Raw genomic sequence first — 19,549 nt, 5'->3', positions numbered from 1 at the left:
TCGCGGCGGAGCCCGCGCAGCAGGATGGCGGTGTGGTCCCCGGCCTCGCCCCGCTCCATCGAGTTCGAGGCAGGGGGGCCGTCGCCTTCAGGCGACGGGTGGATGCCGAGTGGGAGGGTCCGCCAGGGCTTGAGCGTGCCATGACCCACATGGTCAGGCTGAGAGGAAGAACTTCCTGATGTTATGAGGGCGTGAGTCCTATGCTGATCGTGTGACTCGGCAGGTGTGCACAACCCCCGGTATGGCGTATGACGTGGGCTTTCACGTGGTGTGGTGTCCCAACTGTCACCGGCGGGTCCTGGGTGGCCGGGCCAAGGACCGGCTGGAAGAGTCGACCCGCGCCAGGCCGGCCGGACATGGCTGGAAGATCACCGGGCTGGGGGTGACGCCCGATTGCGTGCGGCTGCTGGTCAAGGCGCATCCGAAGGTCTCCACGCCTTATGGTGCCAACCAGTTCGAGGGCCACACCTCGCACGTGCTGCACGAGGAGTTCCCACACCTGCGCTCCCGACTGCTGACCTTGCGGTCGCGGTCGTGCTTCGTGGCCAGTGTCGGCGCGGTTTCAGCGGCGACCGTGCGGCGCTACATCGAAACCCAGGGTGAACGCGTCCCCAAAAAAGAGGGCGGCGATGCGTAGGTCGTTTAGGTTTCTGCTGCGTCCGACCGCCCGCCAGCGGATCATGCTGACCGCCATGCTGGATGATCATCGCGCGTTGTACAACGCGGCGTTGGAGGAGCGTCGTGAGGCGTGGCGCCGTTGCAAGGTCGGCATTCGTTACGGTGATCAGTCTGCGCAATTGAAGGAGATTCGTGCTGCCGATCCGGATGGCCAGGGCCGCTGGTCGTTCACCAGCCAGCAGCAGACGTTGCGCCGGTTGAACAAGGCGTTCGAGGCGTTCTTCCGGCGGGTGCGCAACGGCCAAACGCCGGGTTACCCGCGTTTCAAGGGGAGGGGCTGGTTCGACACCGTCGCTTTGGTGGAAGGGGACGGCGCGCGCTGGGACTCCCAGCCGCATCACCCGAGCGCGACGTTCGTGCGGCTGCAAGGCGTGGGGCATGTGCGGACCCATCGGCACCGCCCGATCTGCGGACGGGTCAAGCAGATCGACATCAAGCGTGAAGGCGTCCGCTGGTATGTGATCGTTTCCTGTGATGATGTACCCCCGGTTCCGCTGCCCGCGACGGGCCGCGAGGTCGGCGTGGACTTGGGGGTGACACACTTCGCCACGACAAGCACACCGCTGACGGGGGTGAGCGACCAGGCAGGGCACATCCCCCATCCGCGCTACCGGCGCAGCGCAGAGGAGCGCCTGGCTGCCGCGCAGCGGGCTTACGCGCGGACCAAACAGGGGTCTGGGCGACGGCGTGCAGCTGCGAAGAAGATCGGCGCTGTGCACCGCAAGATCGCCCGGCAGCGGACCGATCACGCGCACAAGATCGCGCTGGGGTTGGTTCGCGCCGCGGATGTGATCGTGGTCGAAGATCTGAAGATCGCGAACATGGTTCGCAGCCCGGCGCCCCGCCCGAACGGGGACGGGACGTTCGCGGCGAACGGGGCAGTGGCGAAGGCCGCTCTGAACTCCGGCATTCTGGACGCGGGCTGGGGCGTGTTCCTGAGCATCCTGGCGGACAAGGCTGAAAGCGCCGGTCGCGTAGTGATCTCAGTGGACCCCCGCAACACCTCCCGCACTTGCCCCGCACCCGGATGCGGGTACGTGTCCGTCGAGAACCGCAGAACCCAAGCCGACTTCGTCTGCGTCAGGTGCGGCCATACCGCCAACGCGGACATCGTCGCGGCGAGCAACATCATGAGGGCCGGGCTGGTCCTCCGCAACGCCTACACGGCATAGCGAGAAGCCCCTTCATTCACGAGGGGGAGGAGTCACGATGCCTTCCTTGGAGTGCCTGAGTCCCGGTGGTGACCCGTGGGGCCGTCGACCTCCCCCCGCCGGGTCACTCGGACGCACGGGAAGAGGTCAGCGCTCCAGGCCGTCGCGGACACGCCGCGAAGCGCCCGCGGTGGCGGGCGTCGCGAAGGTGGCGTGCCGGAACATGATGACCATGGTGCCGATCCTCAGCGCCGCCCGGCAACGGATTATTCCGGGGCCTCCGGGCGGCCGCCTACAGCGGGATCCACTCCGTGGACGTGGTGACCTCGTCGAGGATCGACGGGATCGGGTCCACGCCGAGCCCGGGGCCGGTGGGCACGTCGAGGTGGCCGTCGCTCAGCTCGAACGGCTCGGTGACGTCCGTCGCGTAGTACCGGCGCGAGGCCGACGTGTCGCCCGGCAGCGTGAAACCGGGCAACGCCGCCAGCGCCACGTTCGCGGCCCGGCCGATGCCGGTCTCCAGCATGCCGCCGCACCACACGGCGACGCCGTGCGCCCGGCACAGGTCGTGGACGCGCCGGGCCTCCAGGTAGCCGCCCAGCCGGCCCGGCTTGATGTTCACGATCGAGCAGGCGCCCAGCTCGATCGCGGCGGCGGCGTGCTCGGCCGACTCGATCGACTCGTCCAGGCAGATCGGCGTGCGCAGCCGCCGTGCCAGGCGGGCGTGCTGCACGAGGTCGTCGTTGGCCAGCGGCTGCTCGATCAGCAGCAGGTCGAACGCGTCGAGCTGGGCCAGGCGGGGGGCGTCCACCAGCGTGTACGCGGCGTTCGCGTCGACCTGGAGCAGCAGGTCGTCGCCGAAGCGCTCGCGCACCGCCCGGACCGGCTCCACGTCCCAGCCGGGCTCGATCTTCAGCTTGATCCGCACGTACCCCTCGCCGAGGTAGCCCTCGACGGCGTCCAGCAGGCGCGGGACGGAGTCCATGATGCCGACCGACACGCCGCAGGGCACCCGGTCGCGGGCCGCGCCGAGGAAGCGACCGAACGACTCGCCGGAGGCGCGCAGCTGCGCGTCCAGCACGGCCGTCTCCAGGGCGGCCTTGGCCATGCGGTGCCCCTTGACCGGCTCCAGGGCGCGGCCCACGGCGTGGACGTCCAGCGACGGCGGCAGGGCGGGCAGCAGGAAGCGGCGGATCACCTCGGCCGCGCCGTCCACGTACTCGGAGGAGTAGAGCGGCTCCGACATCGCCACGCACTCGCCCCATCCCTCGGCGTCCGGCGTGACGACCCTGACCAGCAGCACGTCACGGGCCGTCTCGGTGCCGAACGACGTGCGGAACGGCGCCACCAGCGGCATCGCGATCCGCCGCAGCTCAACTCCTGTGATCTTCACACTGACTCCCTGCGCGATGGGTCGGAGCGCCCGCCGGGCGGGGCGCTCTGTCCTACGGTAGGCGCTGCGCTTCGGGAGGCGTGGGCAGGCTAGCGGGCATGGGCGGGTTCGCCCGCGCAGGGGGCGATGCGGACCCGGCACGGCGCCTCCTGGCTGAGCCGGACCGACTCCAGCAGGACCGTCACCACGGGCGTCGGATAGCGGCCCGAGTGGAAGCGGGCGGCCAGGCAGGCCAGCACCGCGTCCGCCTTCACCTCGCCGTCCAGTGCCGCGCCGCCGTCGCGGCGGATCTCCATCACGCACGGCGCCCGCTGCGCGGCCAGGGCGAGGCCCGCGACCGTGGCGCCGGCCAGCGCCCCCACGTCCTCGGCCGTCCAGCCGTAGTGCCACATGCCGGCCGCCACCACGACCGCGGCCGGGTCGCCGGGCTCGGTGACCACCACGTCCACGCCCTCGCACAGCGCCCGCGCGATGGCCTCCGGCCCGCGGGCCACCCGGCTGCCGGTCCGCAGCCCCGGCAGGCGCGGGACGACGCCGCCCGCCTCGAAAATCAGCTTGACGCCGGTGCGAAGCCGGCCCGGCCGGCCGTCGCGCCACCCGCAGATGACCATGTCCGCCGAGCCGTGCACGCCCGAGACGCCGATCCGCAGCATGACCTGATCATTACCCTGTGCGACAGGCGATTACACTCCGTGAGACGGTCGTGGATCTCCCTTGACCTGCGGATTTGATGTCCGATATGGCGTTGGGCACCCGCTTCGTTGCGGAGAGTGTGTGAAATGTCCTGTCTGGGGTAGCGCGATTGCGTTGGATCCTCGAAGGAGGAAACCCGTGGACATCAACATCGGCCAAGGCCTGACGGACGTCTTCCGGCAGATCGCCACGTTCGTACCGAGGCTGGTCGCCTTCATCGTCATACTCGTCATCGGCTGGCTGATCGCCAAGCTGCTGGCGAAGGTCGCCGACAAGATCCTGGAGCGGGTGGGCTTCGACCGCGCGGTGGAGCGCAGCGGCATGGGGCGAGTGATGGAGCGCAGCCGCTACGACGCCAGCACCCTGGTCGGGAAGATCATCTACTACGCGATCATCCTGGTCACCCTGCAGATCGCCTTCAGCGTGTTCGGGCCCAATCCGATCTCCGCGCTGCTGACCGGTGTGGTGGCCTGGCTGCCCAAGGCCATCGTGGCGATCATCATCGTGGTGGTCGCCGGCGCCATCGCCGCCGCCGTCCGAGATCTCCTGAACGGCATGCTGGGCGGACTCTCGTACGGGCGGTGGATAGCGACGGCCGCCTCCGTGTTCATCTGGGCGCTGGGCATCATCGCCGCCCTGAACCAGATCGGCGTTGCCACCACGGTCACCACGCCGGTGCTGATCACCGTGCTCGCGACCGTGGGCGCCATCATCGCGATCGGGATCGGCGGCGGCATGGTGCGGCCGATGCAGCAGCGGTGGGATCGCTGGCTCGACCGCATGGAGAGCCAGGCGCCGCAGGCCCGGGCGCAGGCCGAGGCGTACCAGCGGGGGCGTCAGGACGCCCAGCAGATGGCTCCCGGGCGGGAGCCCGCCAGGACGCCGGAGACCGCCGGCGCGCCGGCGCGCTCGGAGCAGGCGGGCGAGATGGGCTCGCGTCCTTCCGCCCAGCCCATGCCGCCCGGTCAGCCCATGGAGCCGGGCCGGCCGGCGGAGCCGGGCCAGACCGGCCAGACCGGCCAGACCGGGATGGGGCCGGGGCAGACCGGGCGGAGCGGCATGGAGCCCGGCGCCGCGGACCGTCCCGGCACGATGGGCCGGTCCGCCGAGCCGGGGCGGCCGAGTGAGGACCGTCCGTGGACGGAGGGGGGTCCGAGGGGCGGCATGGGGCCCGACCCCGGCCGCGACGCCTGATCGCCGGCTCTGGAGGCCCGGACGCGTGCACCCGTGACGCGCCCGGGCCCCCGCCTGCCGGCCCCGGGTCGCGGCGGGAGTGCCGCAGGGGGGAGAGGCGGGCCGGACCGCGCCGGGGGAGGCGCGAACGCGCCGGGTAAGGCGGGCGAAGGTCGCCGGGAAGGTCAGGCGGGGGACTCGTCGGCCAGCAGGTCCAGCTCGCGGGCGAGCCAGCAGATGGCGGTCAGCCGCAGGGCGACCGCGTCCAGTTCCTCGCGGACGGTCCAGCCGCGGTGCCGCAGCTCGTCGGCGAAGCCCAGGAGGTAGTCGCCGAGCGTCTCCCGGTCGAGCGCGATCGTGTCCCGGATCGCCGCCGCGTGCTGGTCCACCGCGGCCACGAGGCCGGGCTCGCCCGTCATCCGTTGCAGCTGGGCGTGCCCCAGGGTGTCCATCAGCCACCGCAGAGGGGAAGTCGCCCATCCCTTCTCAAACAACACGCAAACAACCTTAAGGAGGATTTATCCGGCATGGTTGCATAAAAAGGTACAGGGTGGGTTAGCGGGCCGCCTCAGCGGTCCAGCACCCACAGGGTCACCGGGACCATGCCCGGATGCAGCGGCGACGCCCCGCCAGGCCCGCACACCACCACGTCCGCCACCCGTGCCCCGAACAGCTCCGGCACGTAGATCGCCGGCTCCACGCACAGCGTCATCCCGGCCTCCAGCGGCGTGTCGTCGCCCGCCCGCAGCCACGGCCCCTCCCGGTGGCCCCGGCCGACCCCCCTCCCGGCCTGCGGGGCGGCGAACCGGCCGTAGCCGCTGCCGTCGATCACCTCGCGCACCGCGGCCGCCACTTCCGAGGCCGGGACGCCGGGCCGTACCGACCGCTGGGCGGCGGCGTGCGCGGCGAGCACCACCGAGTGCATCGCCTCGAAGTCCTCCGGCGGCTCGGCGACGGCGAAGACCCGCGCCACCTCGGCGCAGTGCCCCTCCCACCGCCCGCACAGCGACACCAGCAGCGCGTCGCCCGGATTGATCACCCGCTCGCCGGGCCGGTGCGCCGGCCGGGCGGTGTGCTCGCCCGCCGCGACGCGCACCGAGAGGATCTCCTCGCACCCGGACTCCAGCAGCAGCGCCGCCAGCCGACGCGCCATCGCCCGCTCCGTCGCGCCGAACCAGGCCAGCTCCCGCACCCCCGCCAGCACCGCATCGGCCGCCAGGGCCGCCCGCGCCACCGCGCCGACCTCGTCCGGCTCCTTGCGCAGCCGCAGCGGCGCCAGCACGGCCGTCGCCGGCACCAGCTCCGCCTCCAGCGACAGCCCGAACAGCTCACGGACCCGCATCTCCGGGTCCACCCCCACCCGCCGCGCCCCGTCGGGGACGATCAGGCCCGGGTCGTCCGTCTCCTCGCACGCCGCGGGCGTGACCACGAGGAAGCCCTGGCCCGTACCCCCCAGGAACCGGAAGTCCGGCGACGGGCGCAGCACCAGCGCGTCCACGCCCGCCTCCGCCATGGCGGCGCGCACGGCCCCCAGCCGCCCGCCGCCGACCCCGCTCCCGTCCCCGGTGCCGCCCCCGCTCCCGTCCCCGGTGCCGTCCCCGGCCGGGCCCCCGGTCCGGCCGCCGGTCACGCGGGCTCGTGCAGCCAGCAGGCCACCGGCCCCGGCTCGGGCTCCTTCTCCCGGCACACGTCCATCGCGAACGGGCAGCGCGGGTGGAACCGGCAGCCCGACGGCGGCGCCGCCGGGTCCGGCACGTCGCCGGGCAGCTCCTCCGGCAGCACCCCCATCCCGTCCGGCTTGGGGATCGCCCGCAGCAGGGCCTGCGTGTACGGGTGGCGGGGGTTGTCCCACACCTCGGCCGTGTCGCCGACCTCGACGATCCGGCCCAGGTACATGACGGCGATCCGGTCGGCGATCAGCCGCACCACCGACAGGTCGTGGCTGATGAACAGCAGCCCCGCGCCCGAGTCCACCGCCAGGTCCCGCATCAGGGTGGCGACCTGCGCCTGCGCGGAGGCGTCCAGCGCGGAGATCGGCTCGTCGCCGATCAGCATCCGCGGCCGGGCCGCCAGCGCCCGCGCGATCGCGATGCGCTGCCGCTGGCCGCCCGAGAACTCGTGCGGATGCCGCCCGGCGAACTCCCGCGGCAGCCCCACCCGTTCCAGCAGGTCGGCCGGGTCGGTGCCGTCGTCGCGCGCCGTGCGCAGGCCGTCGGCGATCTGGTCGCCGACGCGCCGCCGCGGGTTCAGCGACGCGTACGGGTCCTGGAACACCATCTGGACGCCCGTCAGCGTACGGCGGCGCAGCCCGAGCGGCGTGACCGGCTGCCCCTCGAACGTGATGGACCCCTCGGTGACCGGGTTCAGCCCGCAGACCGCGCGGGCCAGCGTCGACTTGCCGCAGCCCGACTCGCCGACCAGCCCGACGACCTCGCCGGGCCGCACGGTCAGGCTCGCCCCCGCCACGGCCCGGACCACCGGCCGGCCGGGGGAGCGGTGCTCGACCACCAGGTCCGTGATCTCCAGCGTCATGCGATCTCCAGCGTCATGCGGTCTCCCCGGGGAGCGAGTCCAGCAGCGATCGGGTGTACGCGTGCGACGGCTCCCGCAGGACCTGGCCGCGCGGCCCGGTCTCGACGACGAGCCCGTCCTTCATCACGCTGACCTCGTCGGCGATCGCCGACATGACCCCCAAATCGTGGGTGACCAGCAGCACCGCCAGCCCCAGCTCGTCGCACAGGCCGCGCAGCAGCCGCAGCACGCCGGCCTGCACGGTCACGTCGAGCGCGGTCGTCGGCTCGTCGGCGATGAGCACCCGGGGCGAGCAGGCCAGCGCGATGGCGATCGCGATGCGCTGCCGCATGCCGCCCGAGAACTGGTGCGGGAAGCGCCCGTACGCCTCCTCGGCGCCCGGGATGCGGACCTTGCCGAGCAGCTCCACCGCCCTGGCCCGCGCCTCCTTCCTGCCGAGCTGGAGGTGGTGGCGCATGTGCTCGGTGAGCTGCCTGCCCACCGACAGCATCGGGTGCAGGCTCGTGGCCGGGTCCTGGAAGACCATCGCCACCTCGCCGCCGCGCACCTTGTTGAGCTCGCGGGGCGGCAGCGTGAGCAGGTCACGGTCGCCGAGCGCGATGCGCCCGGTGGCCCGCGCGCCGTGCGGCAGCAGCCCCAGCACAGCCAGGCCGGTCATGGTCTTGCCGGACCCGCTCTCCCCGGCCAGGCCGTGCACCCGGCCCTCCTGGAGCGACAGGTCCACGCCGCGCAGGATCTCCCTGCCGCCGATGGTGACCTTCAGGTCCGTGATGTCCAGCGCCGTCCCGCCGGCTTTCTCGGGGGTCACAGGGCACGCTCCTTGATGGCACGGGCCGTACGCGGGTCGAGGGCGTCGCGCAGGGTGTCGCCGAGGAAGTTGAACGCGAGCACCACCGTCAGGATCGCCAGGCCCGGGAACGTCGCGACCCACCAGCTGTCGAACACCTCGACCCCGCCCGCCACCATGGCGCCCCACTCGGGCGACGGCGGCTTGGCGCCCAGGCCGAGGAACGACAGGCCCGACAGCAGCAGCAGCGCGGTGCCGATGTCCAGCGTCGCCAGCACCAGGACCGGGCCGGTGACGTTCGGCAGCACGTCCACGCGCAGCGAGCGCCAGGCGGAGAAGCCCAGCAGCCGACCGCTCAGCACGAACTCCCGCTCCCGCACCCCGAGCACCAGGCCGCGGGTGACGCGGGCGTAGGCGGGCCAGGCGACGACCAGCACGGCCAGCACCGCGTTGACCAGGCTCGCGCCCAGCGCCGCGGCCACCACCATGGCCAGGATGACCGTCGGGAAGGCGAACACCAGGTCCGCCACCCGCATGATCGTCTCGTCGGCCCACCGGCCGAAGTAGCCGGCGCAGGCGCCGAGCAGGCCGCCGATCAGCACCGACAGCGTCACCAGGAGGAGCGTCAGCGGGATCGACACCCGCGCGCCGTACATGACGCGGCTGAGGATGTCGCGGCCGAGCTGGTCGGTGCCGAACCAGTGCCCGGGGCCGGGCGCGGCCAGGCGCGGCAGCTCCTGGGCGAGCGGGTCGTGCGGCGCCAGGACCGGCGCCGCGAGCGCGACCACCAGCCAGACCACCGCGACCAGGGCGCCCACGACGGCCAGCGGCTGCCGCCACGCCTCGGGCAGCCGCCCGAGCAGGCCCCTGCGGGCCAGGGGATCGCGTTTCACTGGAGCCTCACACGCGGGTCGATGACGCCGTACAGCACGTCCACGATCAGGTTGATGACGAGGTAGACCACGCCCACGACCAGGCCGACACCCATGACGGCGGGCAGGTCGAGGGTGGTGGCGCTCTTGTAGGCGTACTGTCCGACGCCCGGCCAGGCGAAGATCGCCTCGACCAGCACGGTGCCGGACAGCAGGCTGCCGAACGCCAGGCCCGCCACCGTGATGATCGGCACCAGCGCCGAGCGCAGCACGTAGCGGAACAGGATCACCCGGCCGGGCAGCCCCTTGGCGCGGGCCGCCCGCACGTAGTCCTGCCCGAGCACCTCCAGCACCGCCGACCGGGTGAACCGGGTCAGCAGGCCGATCGTGTACAGCGCCAGCACGAGCGCCGGGGTGATCAGGTGGCCGACGGCCGAGGTGAACACGTCCCACCGGCCGGCGATCAGCGCGTCCACCGTCTGCAGCCCGGTGACCCCGGGGGCCTCGCCGATCGCCGGGTCCACCCGGCCGCTGCCCGGCGTGATCTGCAGCCGGTAGAAGAACACGTAGAACGCCACCAGCGCCAGCCAGAACGTCGGCACCGAGATGCCGATCAGGCTCAGCACCCGCAGGACGTGGTCCGGCAGCCGGTCGCGGCGCAGCGCGGCGACCACGCCGAACGCCACGCCGAGCACCAGCGAGACGGCGATCGCCGCCCCCGCCAGCTCCAGCGTCGCCGGGACGAACTGCGCCAGGTCCTCGGCGACCGGCCGGTGGCTCTGCTGGCTGACGCCGAAGTCGCCCTGGACCAGACCACCGAGGTGCATCGCGTACTGCTCCCACAGCGGCTTGTCCAGGCCGTGCTCGGCGCGCCACTGCGCCACGATGGCCGGGTCGCCGAGCGCCCGCTGGCCGAGGTTGGCGGCCACCGGGTCGCCCGGCACCAGGTTCGTCAGCACGAACGTCACCAGCGTGATGCCCAGGGCCAGCAGCACGGCGGTCAGGATCCGCCGGACCAGGAAGCGGGCGAGCGGATGCCCGCCGCGCCCCCGCCGCACCCGGGGCGCGGCGTCCGCGGTCTCCTTGGCGGACGTCATGGCTGACACGTCACGAGCCTCACTTACCGGTCAGGTCGGCGACGTCGACGGTCCACACCGGGTGGTACTCCAGGCCGGCGACGGACGCGGCCGTCACGATGTTCTGGCTCGGCTGGATCAGCGGGACGAACGGGCCCGTGGCGTTGAGCTGCGTCTGCATCTCGGCGTACGCCTGCTTGCGCGCGTCCTCGCCGACCGCCGCCGCGGCCTTGTCACCGGCCGTCGAGACCGTCCTGTCGGCCCCGGCCTTCCACCCGGCCCGCAGGCCGACCGTCTTGCCGGGCAGGAACGCCAGGTAGTCGCTCGGGTCGGGGTAGTCCGGGCCCCAGTACCACAGGCCCATCTCCTCCTTGCCGTTGCGGTAGTTGTCCAGGGCCGTGGTGACCGGCGCCGGCTGGAGGTCCACGGTGATGCCGACCTCCTTGAGGTTGGCCTGGATCCGCTCGGCCAGCGGCTGGAACGACAGGCCGTTCACGGTCAGCTCGCTCGGGTACTCCAGCTTGACCGTCGGGTTGCCCACCCCGCTGGCCGCCAGCGCCGCCTTGGCGCCCTCGACGTCCCGCTTGGCCGCCTGGTCGGCGCCGAGCGCGCCGAGCAGCTGCGACGGGATGACGCCCGGCGCCTGCGTGGCGCCCTCGCCGGCCAGCTCCAGCAGGCCCGCGTAGTCGACGCCCTTGCGCACCGCCTCGACGAACTTGGGGTTCGGCGTGGTCCGGCTCACCCCGGAGTCCTGGTTGACGAGCAGGAAGATGACGTTGGCCGAGGCGGTCTTCTTCACCTGGAGGTTCGCCGGCATGCCGGTCACCTGGTCGCCCGACAGGTTGAGCGCCACCTGGCTGTCGCCGCGCTGCACGTTGAGCTTCTGCGTGGCGGCCTCGACGTTGCGGATGACGACCTTGTCGTAGAACGGCTTGGGGCCGTAGTACTTGCCGTTCGCCTTGAGCACCACCTGGCTGCTCACGTTGAACGACTCGATCTCGTACGGGCCCGACCCCGCGGAGGAGCCGTTCAGGTACTGCTCCGCCTTGTCCTGAGCGTCGGCGGTGGCGCCGTGCGCCTTGGCGAGCTTGCTGTTGAGGATGCCGAGCGCCGGGTTCGGCAGGATGTACGGCAGCGCCGGGTTGGCCTGCTTCGAGGTCAGCGTGACGGTGGAGTCGTCCGTCTTGGCCACCTCGACGCCGTCGAGCAGGAACGAGGGGGTGCCCTTCAAGTCGCGCACCCGGGTCAGCGAGAAGACCACGTCGTCGGCCGTGACGGGCGAGCCGTCGGCGAACGTGGCGCCCTTCTTCAGCGTGAGCGTGAGGACCTTGCCGTCCGCGGACAGCTTGTAGGAGTCGGCCAGCGCCGGGACCGGCTTGGTCACGTCGGAGCCGTCGAAGGTGAGCAGCGTCTCGTACGCGGCCTTGCCGACGATCAGGCCGGTCGGCTCGTAGGTGCGCCCGGGGTCGGCGGTCTTGAGGTCGAACGACGTGTCGATGACCAGGGTCCTGCCGCCGCCGGCCTGCGCGGTGGGGCCGCCGCCGCTCTTACCGGAGCCGCCGCTGCCGCAGGCGGCGAGAGCGAGTGCACCGGCGAGCAGTACGGCCGCCGTCTGCGAGCGGGTCGCCATAGGGTCCTCCAGGTGGACGATCAGTTGGACGATCAGTCGAAAGGTGTCCAGGATTGTCTGGCAGAACGTCCAGGAGCCGTGTGGTCGCCAAGACGTATATAAATAGGCAAGGGGTAGCAATGAGTGATATTTCCAGGAATGGCGGCAGCGCTGGCGGCCCGTCTGGACGGATCGGCATCGGTCTCGAACTGGACTCCGTCCACATGAAGATCCTCGAGGTCCTGCGCGAGAACGGCAGGATCTCGGTGTCGGCGCTGGCCGAGCGGGTCGGCATCTCCCGCGCCAACGCCTACACGCGCTTCGAGGCGCTGCGCGCGGACGGCGCCATCAAGCGCTTCACCGCCGAGATCGACCACGTCCGCACCGGCCTGGGCATCACCGCCCTCATCTTCGTCACCGTGCGGCAGCAGATGTGGAAGCAGTTCCGGGCCGAGCTGGCCCGCATGCCCGAGGTCGAGTACTGCGCGATCACCACCGGGCAGCACGACGCGATGATCCAGGTGCGGGTGGCCGACGTGGCCGAGGTCCACACCATGGTGACGGACCGGCTGGCCAACATCCCGGCCGTCAAGGCGACCGAGACGGTGTTCATCCTGGACGAGGTGCTCAGGCGGCCGTACGTGCTGCCGAGCGACCGCGACGCGCGCACCGCGCGGCCCGCCCGCCGGGCCCCTCAGGAGGCTCCGGGGGACGTGCCGCTCGGCAAGATGCGCTTCGTCGGCGCGGCGGAGGGCCGGGCGGCCCTCCGCAAGGACACCTGACCGGCCCTCCCCGGACGTCGCGGGAGGGACCTGTCGGGAGGCGGACCGCTCAGGAGGCGGACGGCACCTCGGTGCACACGCTCACATGCCGCGTGTCGTCCCCCTCGAACTGGAACTCCTCGACCAGGCGCAGGCGCCCGTCCTCCTCGCGCTCCACGCGGCTGACACTCTGCCCGGAGGCCCTGCCGCCGGCCTTGAGGGCGTGCACGTACGTGATGGTCACGACGTCGCCCTCGCGGCTGCCGACGAAGCGACCCAGCGTGACGGTGTCGCCGTCGTAGTCGCCCCACACCACCCCGTCGGACTCCCGGTAGCGGAACGCGGTGGGCTGCTCGGGGTCCACCGCGCTGGCGGTCGAGCTCACCATGACGAACGAGCGGTCGTTAAGAAGGTTCTCCACCCGCCGCATGATCCTGGTCTTCTCCTGACAAGGAGAACGCGGCTGGACGAATGGCACAGTCAGAACGGCGTCGCGGCCGATCCGTCCAGCCGCCCGCCCCGGACGGGTGCGGCGGGCGTCGATCCGGCCGCCGGACGGCCCGCCGCCTCCCGTGTCCTGCTTTCCGGTTATCACGACTTCACCTTTGAATGCGGACTGTGATAGTCAAGTGACATTCCGTATCCGGCAGGGCGACAGGAGATCGTTATGGTGGCGTACGCGCTCGCGATCGCGGCGGCGGTGGGCGTGGTGGCGCTCACCGCGCTCGCGTACAGGATGACCGGCCGCGGCGAGGACGACCGGCAGCCCGACGGGCCGTCGGCCGGCCACGCGGGCTCGATGCTGTCGGCGCTGTTCCTGCTGGTGTTCGCGATCGCCATCATCGTGCCCTGGACCACGGCCGACGCCGCCCGGCAGAACACCCAGGCCGAGAGCCAGGCCGCCGTCGACGCCTACTGGGCCGCCTCCGGCCTGCCCGGCACCGCGCCCGGCCTCGTCCGCGGCGCGCTGCGCGACTACGTCACGTTCGTGGTCGGCGACGAGTGGCCCGCCATGGAGCAGGGGCGCATGCACCCGGTCGGCACCGAGCGGCTCGACGCGCTGCGCGCCCGGGTCGCCGCCATCGTGACGGACGACGACGACGCCAAGGACGCCAGGGCCACCGTGCTCGACCACGTGGCCGACCTGGCCGCCGCCCGCTCCCAACGCGCCGCCGACGCCGCCTCCACGCCGCCGCCCGGGCTGCTCTTCCTGACGATCCTCACGGGGATCGTGGTCATCGTCTTCCCGTTCCTGGCGGGTGCCCGGCCGCGCGGCGTCGCCCTCGCCCCGCTCGTGGCCATGGCGGCGCTGCTGGGCTTCGGGACGTACCTGACGTGGGACATCGCGCACGTGTTCGCGGGGCCGCTGGCGGTGGGGCCGGACGCGTTCAAGGCGGCGCTGCAGGAGTTCGCGCGCATCGGCGGAGGCGTGTGACCGTGGGCGCCCGGCGCACGCCGCTCCCCCTGGCCGGCGTCCTGCTGGCCTTGTACGGGGGCGCCCCGGCCACGGCGGCCCCCTTCCCCGCACCCGCCTCCGAGACGGCCGGCGCGCCTCTCGCCGCGGCCCCCGGACCGGGCACCGGCGTGCCGTCCACCGACCGGCCACCCGCCGGCACGGCGGCCGCCACCTCGGGATCGCCGACCGGTGGCGACCACCTGACCGGCATGCCGGGGCACGCCCTGGCGCCGCTCTCCGCCCGCGCCCGCGAGGCGACCGGCGGCAACAGGGAGACCGGCGGCAACGAGGGGGCCGGTGGCAACGAGCGGGTCGGCGGCACCGAGGGGAGGGGCCTGAGCGCGGCGCGGTCATCGGGGCGCACCCGGGGACCTGCCGACCACGTGGCCGGAGCCCGCCGATCCGGGAGCGGAGTCGGGCCGGCCGCCGTGCGGGCGGACCTGCGCCTGGCGGCCGACCCTCTGGAGGACGAGCTGGACGACCCGGGCAGCGACCACGGAGGCGGCGTGCTGGACCTCCTGGGCGGCGACCACGGAGGCGGCGGGCTCGCCGTGTGCGCCGACCTGCCGGTGGCCGTCGTGCACATCGGCTCCTGCGGCCCGCCCCCGGGCCCGGTCTGCGTGGACGTGCCGCCGGTGGTCAGCGTCGAGATCGGCTCCTGCCGCCGGCCCCGGGCGGCGCCCGCTCCCACGGTCAGACCGACCCCCACCCTCACGCCGCCACCGGCCCCGACCCGCACCCCCACGCCCCGGGCCACGCCGACCCGCCGTCCTGCTCCCACCCGGACCCCGGTCCCGGTCCGTAGCTCACCGATACGCAGCTCGGCCCCGGTCCGCGCCCCGGCACGCCACACGGTGCGAACCGAGGCACCGGTGCCCTCGCCCACCACGTCCCCGAAGCCGGAGCCGACGCCCACCCGCGCGGCGTTCCACCCACCCCGCAAGCAGGCCGCCCCGGCACGCGAACGCCGCAGCCCGCTGGGCTCGGTGCTGATCATGGTGGTGGTGACCACCTTGATCGCCTCCACCACGGCAGTCGCCTTCGCCACGCGCTAGACGAGTAAGCGCCGGCAACGCCCTCGCGGTCTACCCACACCTGGCCCGCGGCCTGTTCGGCACCGACACAGTTTCCCCCGAACTGGTCGAGCACTACGCCGAACAACTCGCCCAGGTGATCCGCTCCCTGTCGGCAGCAGCTCCACCCAGCGTGCCGGGCTCTCACAAATAAGTCCCGACCCCCAGTTCCTGGACGTTGGGCTCGCAACCCCGCCTCCGATCAAGGGGAGAGGCGCGAAAGGGGAGCGGGATGTTCCCGGCGACCCGCCACCCGATCACCACGGCAACGGCAGGTCGCGGGGGCGGACCCGCAACGGAACCGTTTCGTACGGTAAGCGCATTCCCACAGGCGGGAGTGGGTATCGTACGGGGCCCGCTCGGGAGCGTTGGCGTACTTTCCGGCCCCGGCGCAGCCCGCTTTAACGCCCCACCTGCGCAGCGGCCAGGTGGCGATGATGCCTATCCCCGCCCGGCAGGGAAGGTTGACGTGCATGGACTCACCTCAGGCCCGCCTATTCCGGCTAGTGCCTGCGACCTTGGCGAGGATGGCCGCGTGGTGCGCATGCCTGATCGTCATCGGCATCGTGGCCCACTATGTGTTCGGTTTCGTGGCGACGATGCGCATCGTGGCCCTGCCGGTAGCGGTCGCCCTGTTGCTGACCGCGCTGCTGTTCCCGCTCACCCGGCAACTGCGCGCCTCGGGCCTGCGGGCGATCTACGCCACCTGGGTCACCATGCTCGTCGCCCTCGCCGTGCTGAGCGGGACCGGGTGGATCATCGGCGTCCGAGCCAACGAGGAGTTCCCCGGCCTGATGACACAGGTCAGGCAGACGGCCAAAACCCTGGAGGACTGGCTCTACACCGGCCCCCTGCATGTGAAGCCCATCCAGCTCAGCGGCTGGGTGGACGAGATCACCAAGCTGGTCACCGAGCGCCAGCAGCAGATCACCTCGACAGTTCTCGCGGGCACCGTGGTGGTGGTCGAACTGCTCGCTTCGATCGTGCTCCTGCTGTTCGTGACGTTCTTCCTGCTCAAGGACGGTGACCGGATCTGGTCCTGGCTCATCAAGGGATTCGGCCGGATGGCGCCGCGGGTCGACCGGGCCGGACGGACCGCCTGGACCACGCTGTCCCACTACGTGCACGGCACGGTGGCCGTGGCCGCGGTGCACGGCGTGCTCATGGGTCTGGTCCTGGCCATCATGGGGGTGCCGCTCTGGGCGGCACTCGCCGTACTCATCTTCCTGGCCAGCTTCATCCCGATCGTCGGCATCCTCTTCGCCGGCGCAGTGGCGACACTGGTCACCCTCGGCGCGAAAGGCCCCGTCTACGCGCTGATCTTCATCGGCATCCTGATCGTCGAACAGCAACTGGAAAACCACGTGCTCCAACCCCTGATCGTCGGCCGGATGCTGCACTTCCACCCGCTGGCGATCATCATCGTGCTGGCTATGGGCGGCATCCTGGCCGGCATCGCGGGCGCGGTCGTGGCCGTACCGATCACCGCCATCCTCTACCGGGCCGTGCCCGAACTGTTCAAGGACGACCCGATCCCCCTCCCGGCAGCACCGGCCCCACCACCACCACCGCAGGCCACACCCCGTGGACAGGAACCTACGCAGAAAGACTGACGGCCTCGGCGGCACGCTCGCGGCAGGCGCAGGCTCCCAGGCTGTGGCGGACTCATGCGGAACGCGCGCACCCAACTCACTTCTGCAGCGGAGGTAGCCGCGGGTTCCGTTCATTCACCGCGCGACATCAATCTGCGACTCGGTGAACTCATCCCTCCCTCGCCCCTCGGAACCCCGAGCCAACGGTGTGACCACCGTGTGTGGGCAGGTGGACCGAGTCCAAGGAGGCAAAAGGACACTGCCGTGCGATGGGAGGAATGCCGGCATGGTTTCGACGGGTGCAGGCGTCGCCGATCGGGAACGGCGCGGTGCGGCACGATCATCGACGGGCGTAAACCGGTCGCGGCGGTGGTCGCGTTTTGGGTGTTCGTGCTGGTGCCGTTCGCGGCGCTGGCGGCCGCCGCACCGGCGGCCTGGGGTGGGGGCTGAGCTGGACCGACGTGGCGATCGCCGGCACAGCTTACGTCCTGACCGGGGATGTTGTGCCAGGTGTCCACATGCAGGCCCACGCGCAGGACCCGCCGCCCCAGGTGCTGGTCGATGGCGGCGATCAGGGCGGGCAGTTCCGCGCCGGCGTCGTAGGTGGCGGGCCACCATGCCCCGTCCACCGCGCCTCGGCGAGCATCGCAGGCCGATCGCGTTCGCCGAGGCGTGCAAGGCGCCGACCGACGGATCCGACGTCGGTCGGCGCCGTTACGAAGGGCGACATCGCGTGGCGGCCCAGCTGGATCAGGGGGTTCGGGAGACCGTCGTGCACTCCGTCCTCGCCCGTGATCGGTCCTCTGCCGACCGTCGGTCCGGCCACACACATGCCATGGTCTCGATCGACATCAATGTGAGGGGGGACCTGAGCTGCGCGACGGCGGGCGGTCAGAGGCCGTCAGAGGCCGGGCTCGGCAGGTAAGGCGCCCTGTCGCGGGCCGTCCTGGTGAGCGCTTGGTCGGCTGTGGTGCTGAGCAACCGCGCGGCGGCGGCCACCTCAATGAGCTGACCAGGGGGCATCGCCTCCAGACACGCGGCGAGCTGCGGCCGGTCGCCGCAGCAGGCCATGATCATCGCGTTTCGAAGGGTGAGGGTGCGCGAGGCTGTGCCGATCACCTTCAAGACGTCGCCCAGGGCCTGGTCCACGCCACTGTCGGGATCTGGCCACTGCGGGGTCGGGCGTTCCCGGTCATGCACATTGCCATCCTTAGCTCCGGGTAGGGACGTTCAGCCAGGAATCATCCTGTTACGGCCGGGCCCGGGAGTCGGGTCGGCGGCTGTCGGTGAGGCGTGCGCCACTGCGGTGGTCGCCCGGGGCGGGGACGCCGCCGGGGGGCTGCGTGGTGGTGCGCAGCGTGTGCTTGCCGGCCAGCGCACGACGGTGGTGGAGACCGTCATTGGGGTGCCAGTGCACGTTGCCGGCCCAGTGCAGGCGTTCGAACAGGCGGATGAGGGCTGCTGAGGGGTCGATCTGGCGGGGGCCGCGGCCGTGCCGGGCGCAGCCGGGCTGGCTGTGGTGGCCGTTGTGCCAGCTTTCGCCGAAGGACAGCAGGGCCAGCGGCCACAGGTCGGTGGAGCGGTCGTGGCGGCGGGTGGTGTGCGGCCGCTCACCGATCATGTGGCACAGGGAGTTGACGCTCCAGGTGACGTGCTGCAGCAGGGCGATGCGGACCAGGCCGGCCCAGATGAACGCGGTCAGCCCGCCATACAGGCTGCCGCTAATCGCCAGCCCATTGCGAACGGCAGGAGCCAGGAGCAGGGAGGCGGCGCACCAGGCGGGGAATGCGCGGGAGACGCGCAGCATGGCCGGATCGTTGCGCAGCAGGTCGGGCGCATACCGTTCGGCCGAGGTGGGCTCGCTGGAAAACAGCCAGCCCAGGTGGGCGTGGGCCAGGCCGCGCAGTTGCCCGCCGAAACCGGTGCCGTAGCGGTAGGGGGAGTGCGGGTCACCGGGCCGGTCGGTGAAGGCGTGATGGCGGCGGTGGACGGCAACCCAGTCGATCAGGTTGCCCTGAAAACTCATCGATCCGGCCACGGCCAGCACGACGCGCAGCCACGGGCGGGCGGTGAAGGAGCGGTGGGTCAGCAGCCGGTGGAAGCCGACCGTCACCCCCAGCCCGGTCACGACGTAGAAGACGGCGGCCAGCAGCAGGTCGGTGAGGGTGACACCGGTTCCCCACGCCAGCCAGATGCCCGCGCCCAGCGCGATGAACGGCGCGATGACGATCGCCGCGGTCAGCGTCACCGGGACGATGCCGGCCCGTGCGGGCGCAGAGGGGCGGGGGAATGGCGCCTTGCCGTCATAGCCCGCCTCGGCGGGGGTGCGGGTGGTGGTCGGCATGCCGCTCACGCGACGATCGGGATGCGTCGGTTCAGGCCGGTGATGCGCAGCAGCCGGGCCATGCGCGGCGGAACACCGGTCAGCGCCAGCGTGATGCCCCGTGCCCGGGCACGGCCTTGCACGCCGATCAGCACCCCCAGCCCGCCGGCTCCGCAGAAGGTGACCTGGGACAGGTCCAGCACGAGCAGGTCGGTGCTGTAGTCGAGAGTGTTGAGCAGCCGCTGACGCAGCTGAGCGGTGCTGAAGACGTCGATGTCCCCCGACAGGTGTACCAGGGTCGGCGCCAAAGCTGTCGGTGCCGTGGCGGTCGCCCCGCCGAGCGGGGCGGTGTCGACAACGGTCATGGAAGGTCTCCTGTT

21 protein-coding genes and 1 pseudogene are annotated in these 19,549 nt (G+C 72.0%); 8 read left to right on the top strand and 14 right to left on the bottom strand.

The window, feature by feature from the left end; all coding sequences use genetic code 11:
• Positions 1–241 precede the first annotated feature (241 nt).
• Together tnpA and MTP10_RS16005 are read left to right on the top strand one after the other, a co-directional pair.
• Positions 242–637, top strand: a complete 396-nt coding sequence (gene tnpA / locus MTP10_RS16010) for an IS200/IS605 family transposase (RefSeq protein WP_310710093.1) — start codon at positions 242–244, stop codon at positions 635–637.
• Entirely contained in the window at positions 630–1,850 is a 1,221-nt protein-coding gene (locus MTP10_RS16005; protein ID WP_310710091.1) for a transposase, read from the top strand. Before tnpA ends, MTP10_RS16005 begins: the two co-directional genes overlap by 8 nt.
• Positions 1,851–2,121: 271 nt before the next feature.
• On the opposite strand, the gene menC is transcribed toward MTP10_RS16005, so the two are convergent.
• Together menC and MTP10_RS15995 are read right to left on the bottom strand one after the other, a co-directional pair.
• Entirely contained in the window at positions 2,122–3,222 is a 1,101-nt protein-coding gene (gene menC / locus MTP10_RS16000; protein WP_310710089.1) for an o-succinylbenzoate synthase, read from the bottom strand.
• A gap of 89 nt (positions 3,223–3,311) precedes the next feature.
• A complete protein-coding gene (locus tag MTP10_RS15995; RefSeq protein ID WP_310710087.1) occupies positions 3,312–3,875 on the bottom strand; it encodes an acyclic terpene utilization AtuA family protein in 564 nt (187 codons plus the stop codon).
• A 178-nt stretch (positions 3,876–4,053) separates the two neighbouring features.
• Between MTP10_RS15995 and MTP10_RS15990 the strand changes: the two genes are divergently transcribed.
• Positions 4,054–5,109, top strand: a complete 1,056-nt coding sequence (locus MTP10_RS15990; protein WP_310710085.1) for a mechanosensitive ion channel family protein — start codon at positions 4,054–4,056, stop codon at positions 5,107–5,109.
• Between the two features lie 164 nt (positions 5,110–5,273).
• On the opposite strand, the gene MTP10_RS15985 is transcribed toward MTP10_RS15990, so the two are convergent.
• The 7 genes from MTP10_RS15985 to MTP10_RS15955 all read right to left on the bottom strand — a co-directional run bounded on the left by MTP10_RS15985 (position 5,274) and on the right by MTP10_RS15955 (position 11,985).
• Positions 5,274–5,585 carry a DUF6401 family natural product biosynthesis protein gene (locus tag MTP10_RS15985; protein ID WP_310710083.1) on the bottom strand — a complete coding sequence of 104 codons (312 nt, stop codon included), beginning with the start codon at positions 5,583–5,585 and terminating at the stop codon, positions 5,274–5,276.
• A gap of 71 nt (positions 5,586–5,656) precedes the next feature.
• Positions 5,657–6,718, bottom strand: a complete 1,062-nt coding sequence (locus MTP10_RS15980; RefSeq protein WP_310710082.1) for a M24 family metallopeptidase — start codon at positions 6,716–6,718, stop codon at positions 5,657–5,659.
• Entirely contained in the window at positions 6,715–7,620 is a 906-nt protein-coding gene (locus tag MTP10_RS15975) for an ABC transporter ATP-binding protein (RefSeq protein ID WP_310710080.1), read from the bottom strand. The genes MTP10_RS15980 and MTP10_RS15975 overlap by 4 nt, the downstream gene beginning before the upstream one ends.
• Before the next feature lie 13 nt (positions 7,621–7,633).
• On the bottom strand, positions 7,634–8,428 hold the full coding sequence (locus tag MTP10_RS15970; protein ID WP_310710078.1) for an ABC transporter ATP-binding protein: 795 nt from the start codon (positions 8,426–8,428) through the stop codon (positions 7,634–7,636).
• A complete protein-coding gene (locus tag MTP10_RS15965) occupies positions 8,425–9,300 on the bottom strand; it encodes an ABC transporter permease (RefSeq protein WP_310710076.1) in 876 nt (291 codons plus the stop codon). Before MTP10_RS15965 ends, MTP10_RS15970 begins: the two co-directional genes overlap by 4 nt.
• On the bottom strand, positions 9,297–10,376 hold the full coding sequence (locus MTP10_RS15960) for an ABC transporter permease (protein WP_310710208.1): 1,080 nt from the start codon (positions 10,374–10,376) through the stop codon (positions 9,297–9,299). The genes MTP10_RS15965 and MTP10_RS15960 overlap by 4 nt, the downstream gene beginning before the upstream one ends.
• A gap of 19 nt (positions 10,377–10,395) precedes the next feature.
• Positions 10,396–11,985: an ABC transporter substrate-binding protein gene (locus MTP10_RS15955; RefSeq protein WP_310710075.1), complete on the bottom strand. Its 1,590-nt coding sequence runs from the start codon at positions 11,983–11,985 to the stop codon at positions 10,396–10,398.
• A 119-nt stretch (positions 11,986–12,104) separates the two neighbouring features.
• On the opposite strand from MTP10_RS15955, the gene MTP10_RS15950 reads away from it, so the two are divergent.
• Positions 12,105–12,746, top strand: a complete 642-nt coding sequence (locus MTP10_RS15950; protein WP_310710073.1) for an Lrp/AsnC family transcriptional regulator — start codon at positions 12,105–12,107, stop codon at positions 12,744–12,746.
• A 49-nt stretch (positions 12,747–12,795) separates the two neighbouring features.
• On the opposite strand, the gene MTP10_RS15945 is transcribed toward MTP10_RS15950, so the two are convergent.
• A complete protein-coding gene (locus MTP10_RS15945; protein ID WP_310710071.1) occupies positions 12,796–13,146 on the bottom strand; it encodes a hypothetical protein in 351 nt (116 codons plus the stop codon).
• A 246-nt stretch (positions 13,147–13,392) separates the two neighbouring features.
• Between MTP10_RS15945 and MTP10_RS15940 the strand changes: the two genes are divergently transcribed.
• The 4 genes from MTP10_RS15940 (at position 13,393) to MTP10_RS15925 (ending at position 17,296) form a co-directional block, all read left to right on the top strand.
• Entirely contained in the window at positions 13,393–14,160 is a 768-nt protein-coding gene (locus MTP10_RS15940) for a DUF4239 domain-containing protein (protein WP_310710069.1), read from the top strand.
• Positions 14,157–15,236, top strand: a complete 1,080-nt coding sequence (locus tag MTP10_RS15935) for a hypothetical protein (RefSeq protein ID WP_310710067.1) — start codon at positions 14,157–14,159, stop codon at positions 15,234–15,236. Before MTP10_RS15940 ends, MTP10_RS15935 begins: the two co-directional genes overlap by 4 nt.
• A 545-nt stretch (positions 15,237–15,781) precedes the next feature.
• On the top strand, positions 15,782–16,867 hold the full coding sequence (locus tag MTP10_RS15930; protein ID WP_310710065.1) for an AI-2E family transporter: 1,086 nt from the start codon (positions 15,782–15,784) through the stop codon (positions 16,865–16,867).
• Positions 16,868–17,110: 243 nt separating this feature from the next.
• Positions 17,111–17,296 (top strand): hypothetical protein, encoded by a 186-nt coding sequence (locus MTP10_RS15925; protein ID WP_310710063.1) that lies wholly within the window; start codon positions 17,111–17,113, stop codon positions 17,294–17,296.
• Positions 17,297–17,328: 32 nt separating this feature from the next.
• Here MTP10_RS15925 and MTP10_RS41965 read toward each other — a convergent pair.
• The 4 genes and pseudogenes from MTP10_RS41965 to MTP10_RS15910 all read right to left on the bottom strand — a co-directional run.
• Positions 17,329–17,676 (bottom strand): annotated as a pseudogene (locus MTP10_RS41965) (DUF5994 family protein); the annotation flags it as partial.
• Positions 17,677–17,737: 61 nt separating this feature from the next.
• Positions 17,738–18,046 (bottom strand): hypothetical protein, encoded by a 309-nt coding sequence (locus MTP10_RS15920; protein WP_310710061.1) that lies wholly within the window; start codon positions 18,044–18,046, stop codon positions 17,738–17,740.
• 49 nt (positions 18,047–18,095) lie between these two features.
• The gene (locus MTP10_RS15915) at positions 18,096–19,190 is read right to left on the bottom strand and encodes an acyl-CoA desaturase (RefSeq protein WP_310710059.1); all 1,095 of its coding nucleotides are present in this window, start codon (positions 19,188–19,190) and stop codon (positions 18,096–18,098) included.
• 5 nt (positions 19,191–19,195) lie between these two features.
• Positions 19,196–19,534: an STAS domain-containing protein gene (locus tag MTP10_RS15910; RefSeq protein WP_310710057.1), complete on the bottom strand. Its 339-nt coding sequence runs from the start codon at positions 19,532–19,534 to the stop codon at positions 19,196–19,198.
• Positions 19,535–19,549 lie beyond the last annotated feature (15 nt).

It is taken from the genome of Nonomuraea sp. 3-1Str (genome assembly GCF_031570565.1).
In the GTDB taxonomy this organism is placed as follows: Bacteria; Actinomycetota; Actinomycetes; order Streptosporangiales; family Streptosporangiaceae; genus Nonomuraea.
This window is presented reverse-complemented; position numbering and strand designations above follow the sequence as displayed.

Coding starts and splice junctions, on each gene's coding strand:
- MTP10_RS15910 (WP_310710057.1), bottom strand. CDS start 19,534: ATGACCGTTGTCGACACCGCCCCGCTCGGCGGGGCGACCGCCACGGCA.
- MTP10_RS15915 (WP_310710059.1), bottom strand. CDS start 19,190: ATGCCGACCACCACCCGCACCCCCGCCGAGGCGGGCTATGACGGCAAG.
- MTP10_RS15950 (WP_310710073.1), top strand. CDS start 12,105: ATGAGTGATATTTCCAGGAATGGCGGCAGCGCTGGCGGCCCGTCTGGA.
- MTP10_RS15995 (WP_310710087.1), bottom strand. CDS start 3,875: ATGCTGCGGATCGGCGTCTCGGGCGTGCACGGCTCGGCGGACATGGTC.
- MTP10_RS15940 (WP_310710069.1), top strand. CDS start 13,393: ATGGTGGCGTACGCGCTCGCGATCGCGGCGGCGGTGGGCGTGGTGGCG.
- MTP10_RS15955 (WP_310710075.1), bottom strand. CDS start 11,985: ATGGCGACCCGCTCGCAGACGGCGGCCGTACTGCTCGCCGGTGCACTC.
- MTP10_RS15975 (WP_310710080.1), bottom strand. CDS start 7,620: ATGACGCTGGAGATCACGGACCTGGTGGTCGAGCACCGCTCCCCCGGC.
- tnpA (WP_310710093.1), top strand. CDS start 242: ATGGCGTATGACGTGGGCTTTCACGTGGTGTGGTGTCCCAACTGTCAC.
- MTP10_RS16005 (WP_310710091.1), top strand. CDS start 630: ATGCGTAGGTCGTTTAGGTTTCTGCTGCGTCCGACCGCCCGCCAGCGG.
- MTP10_RS15960 (WP_310710208.1), bottom strand. CDS start 10,376: ATGACGTCCGCCAAGGAGACCGCGGACGCCGCGCCCCGGGTGCGGCGG.
- MTP10_RS15930 (WP_310710065.1), top strand. CDS start 15,782: ATGGCCGCGTGGTGCGCATGCCTGATCGTCATCGGCATCGTGGCCCAC.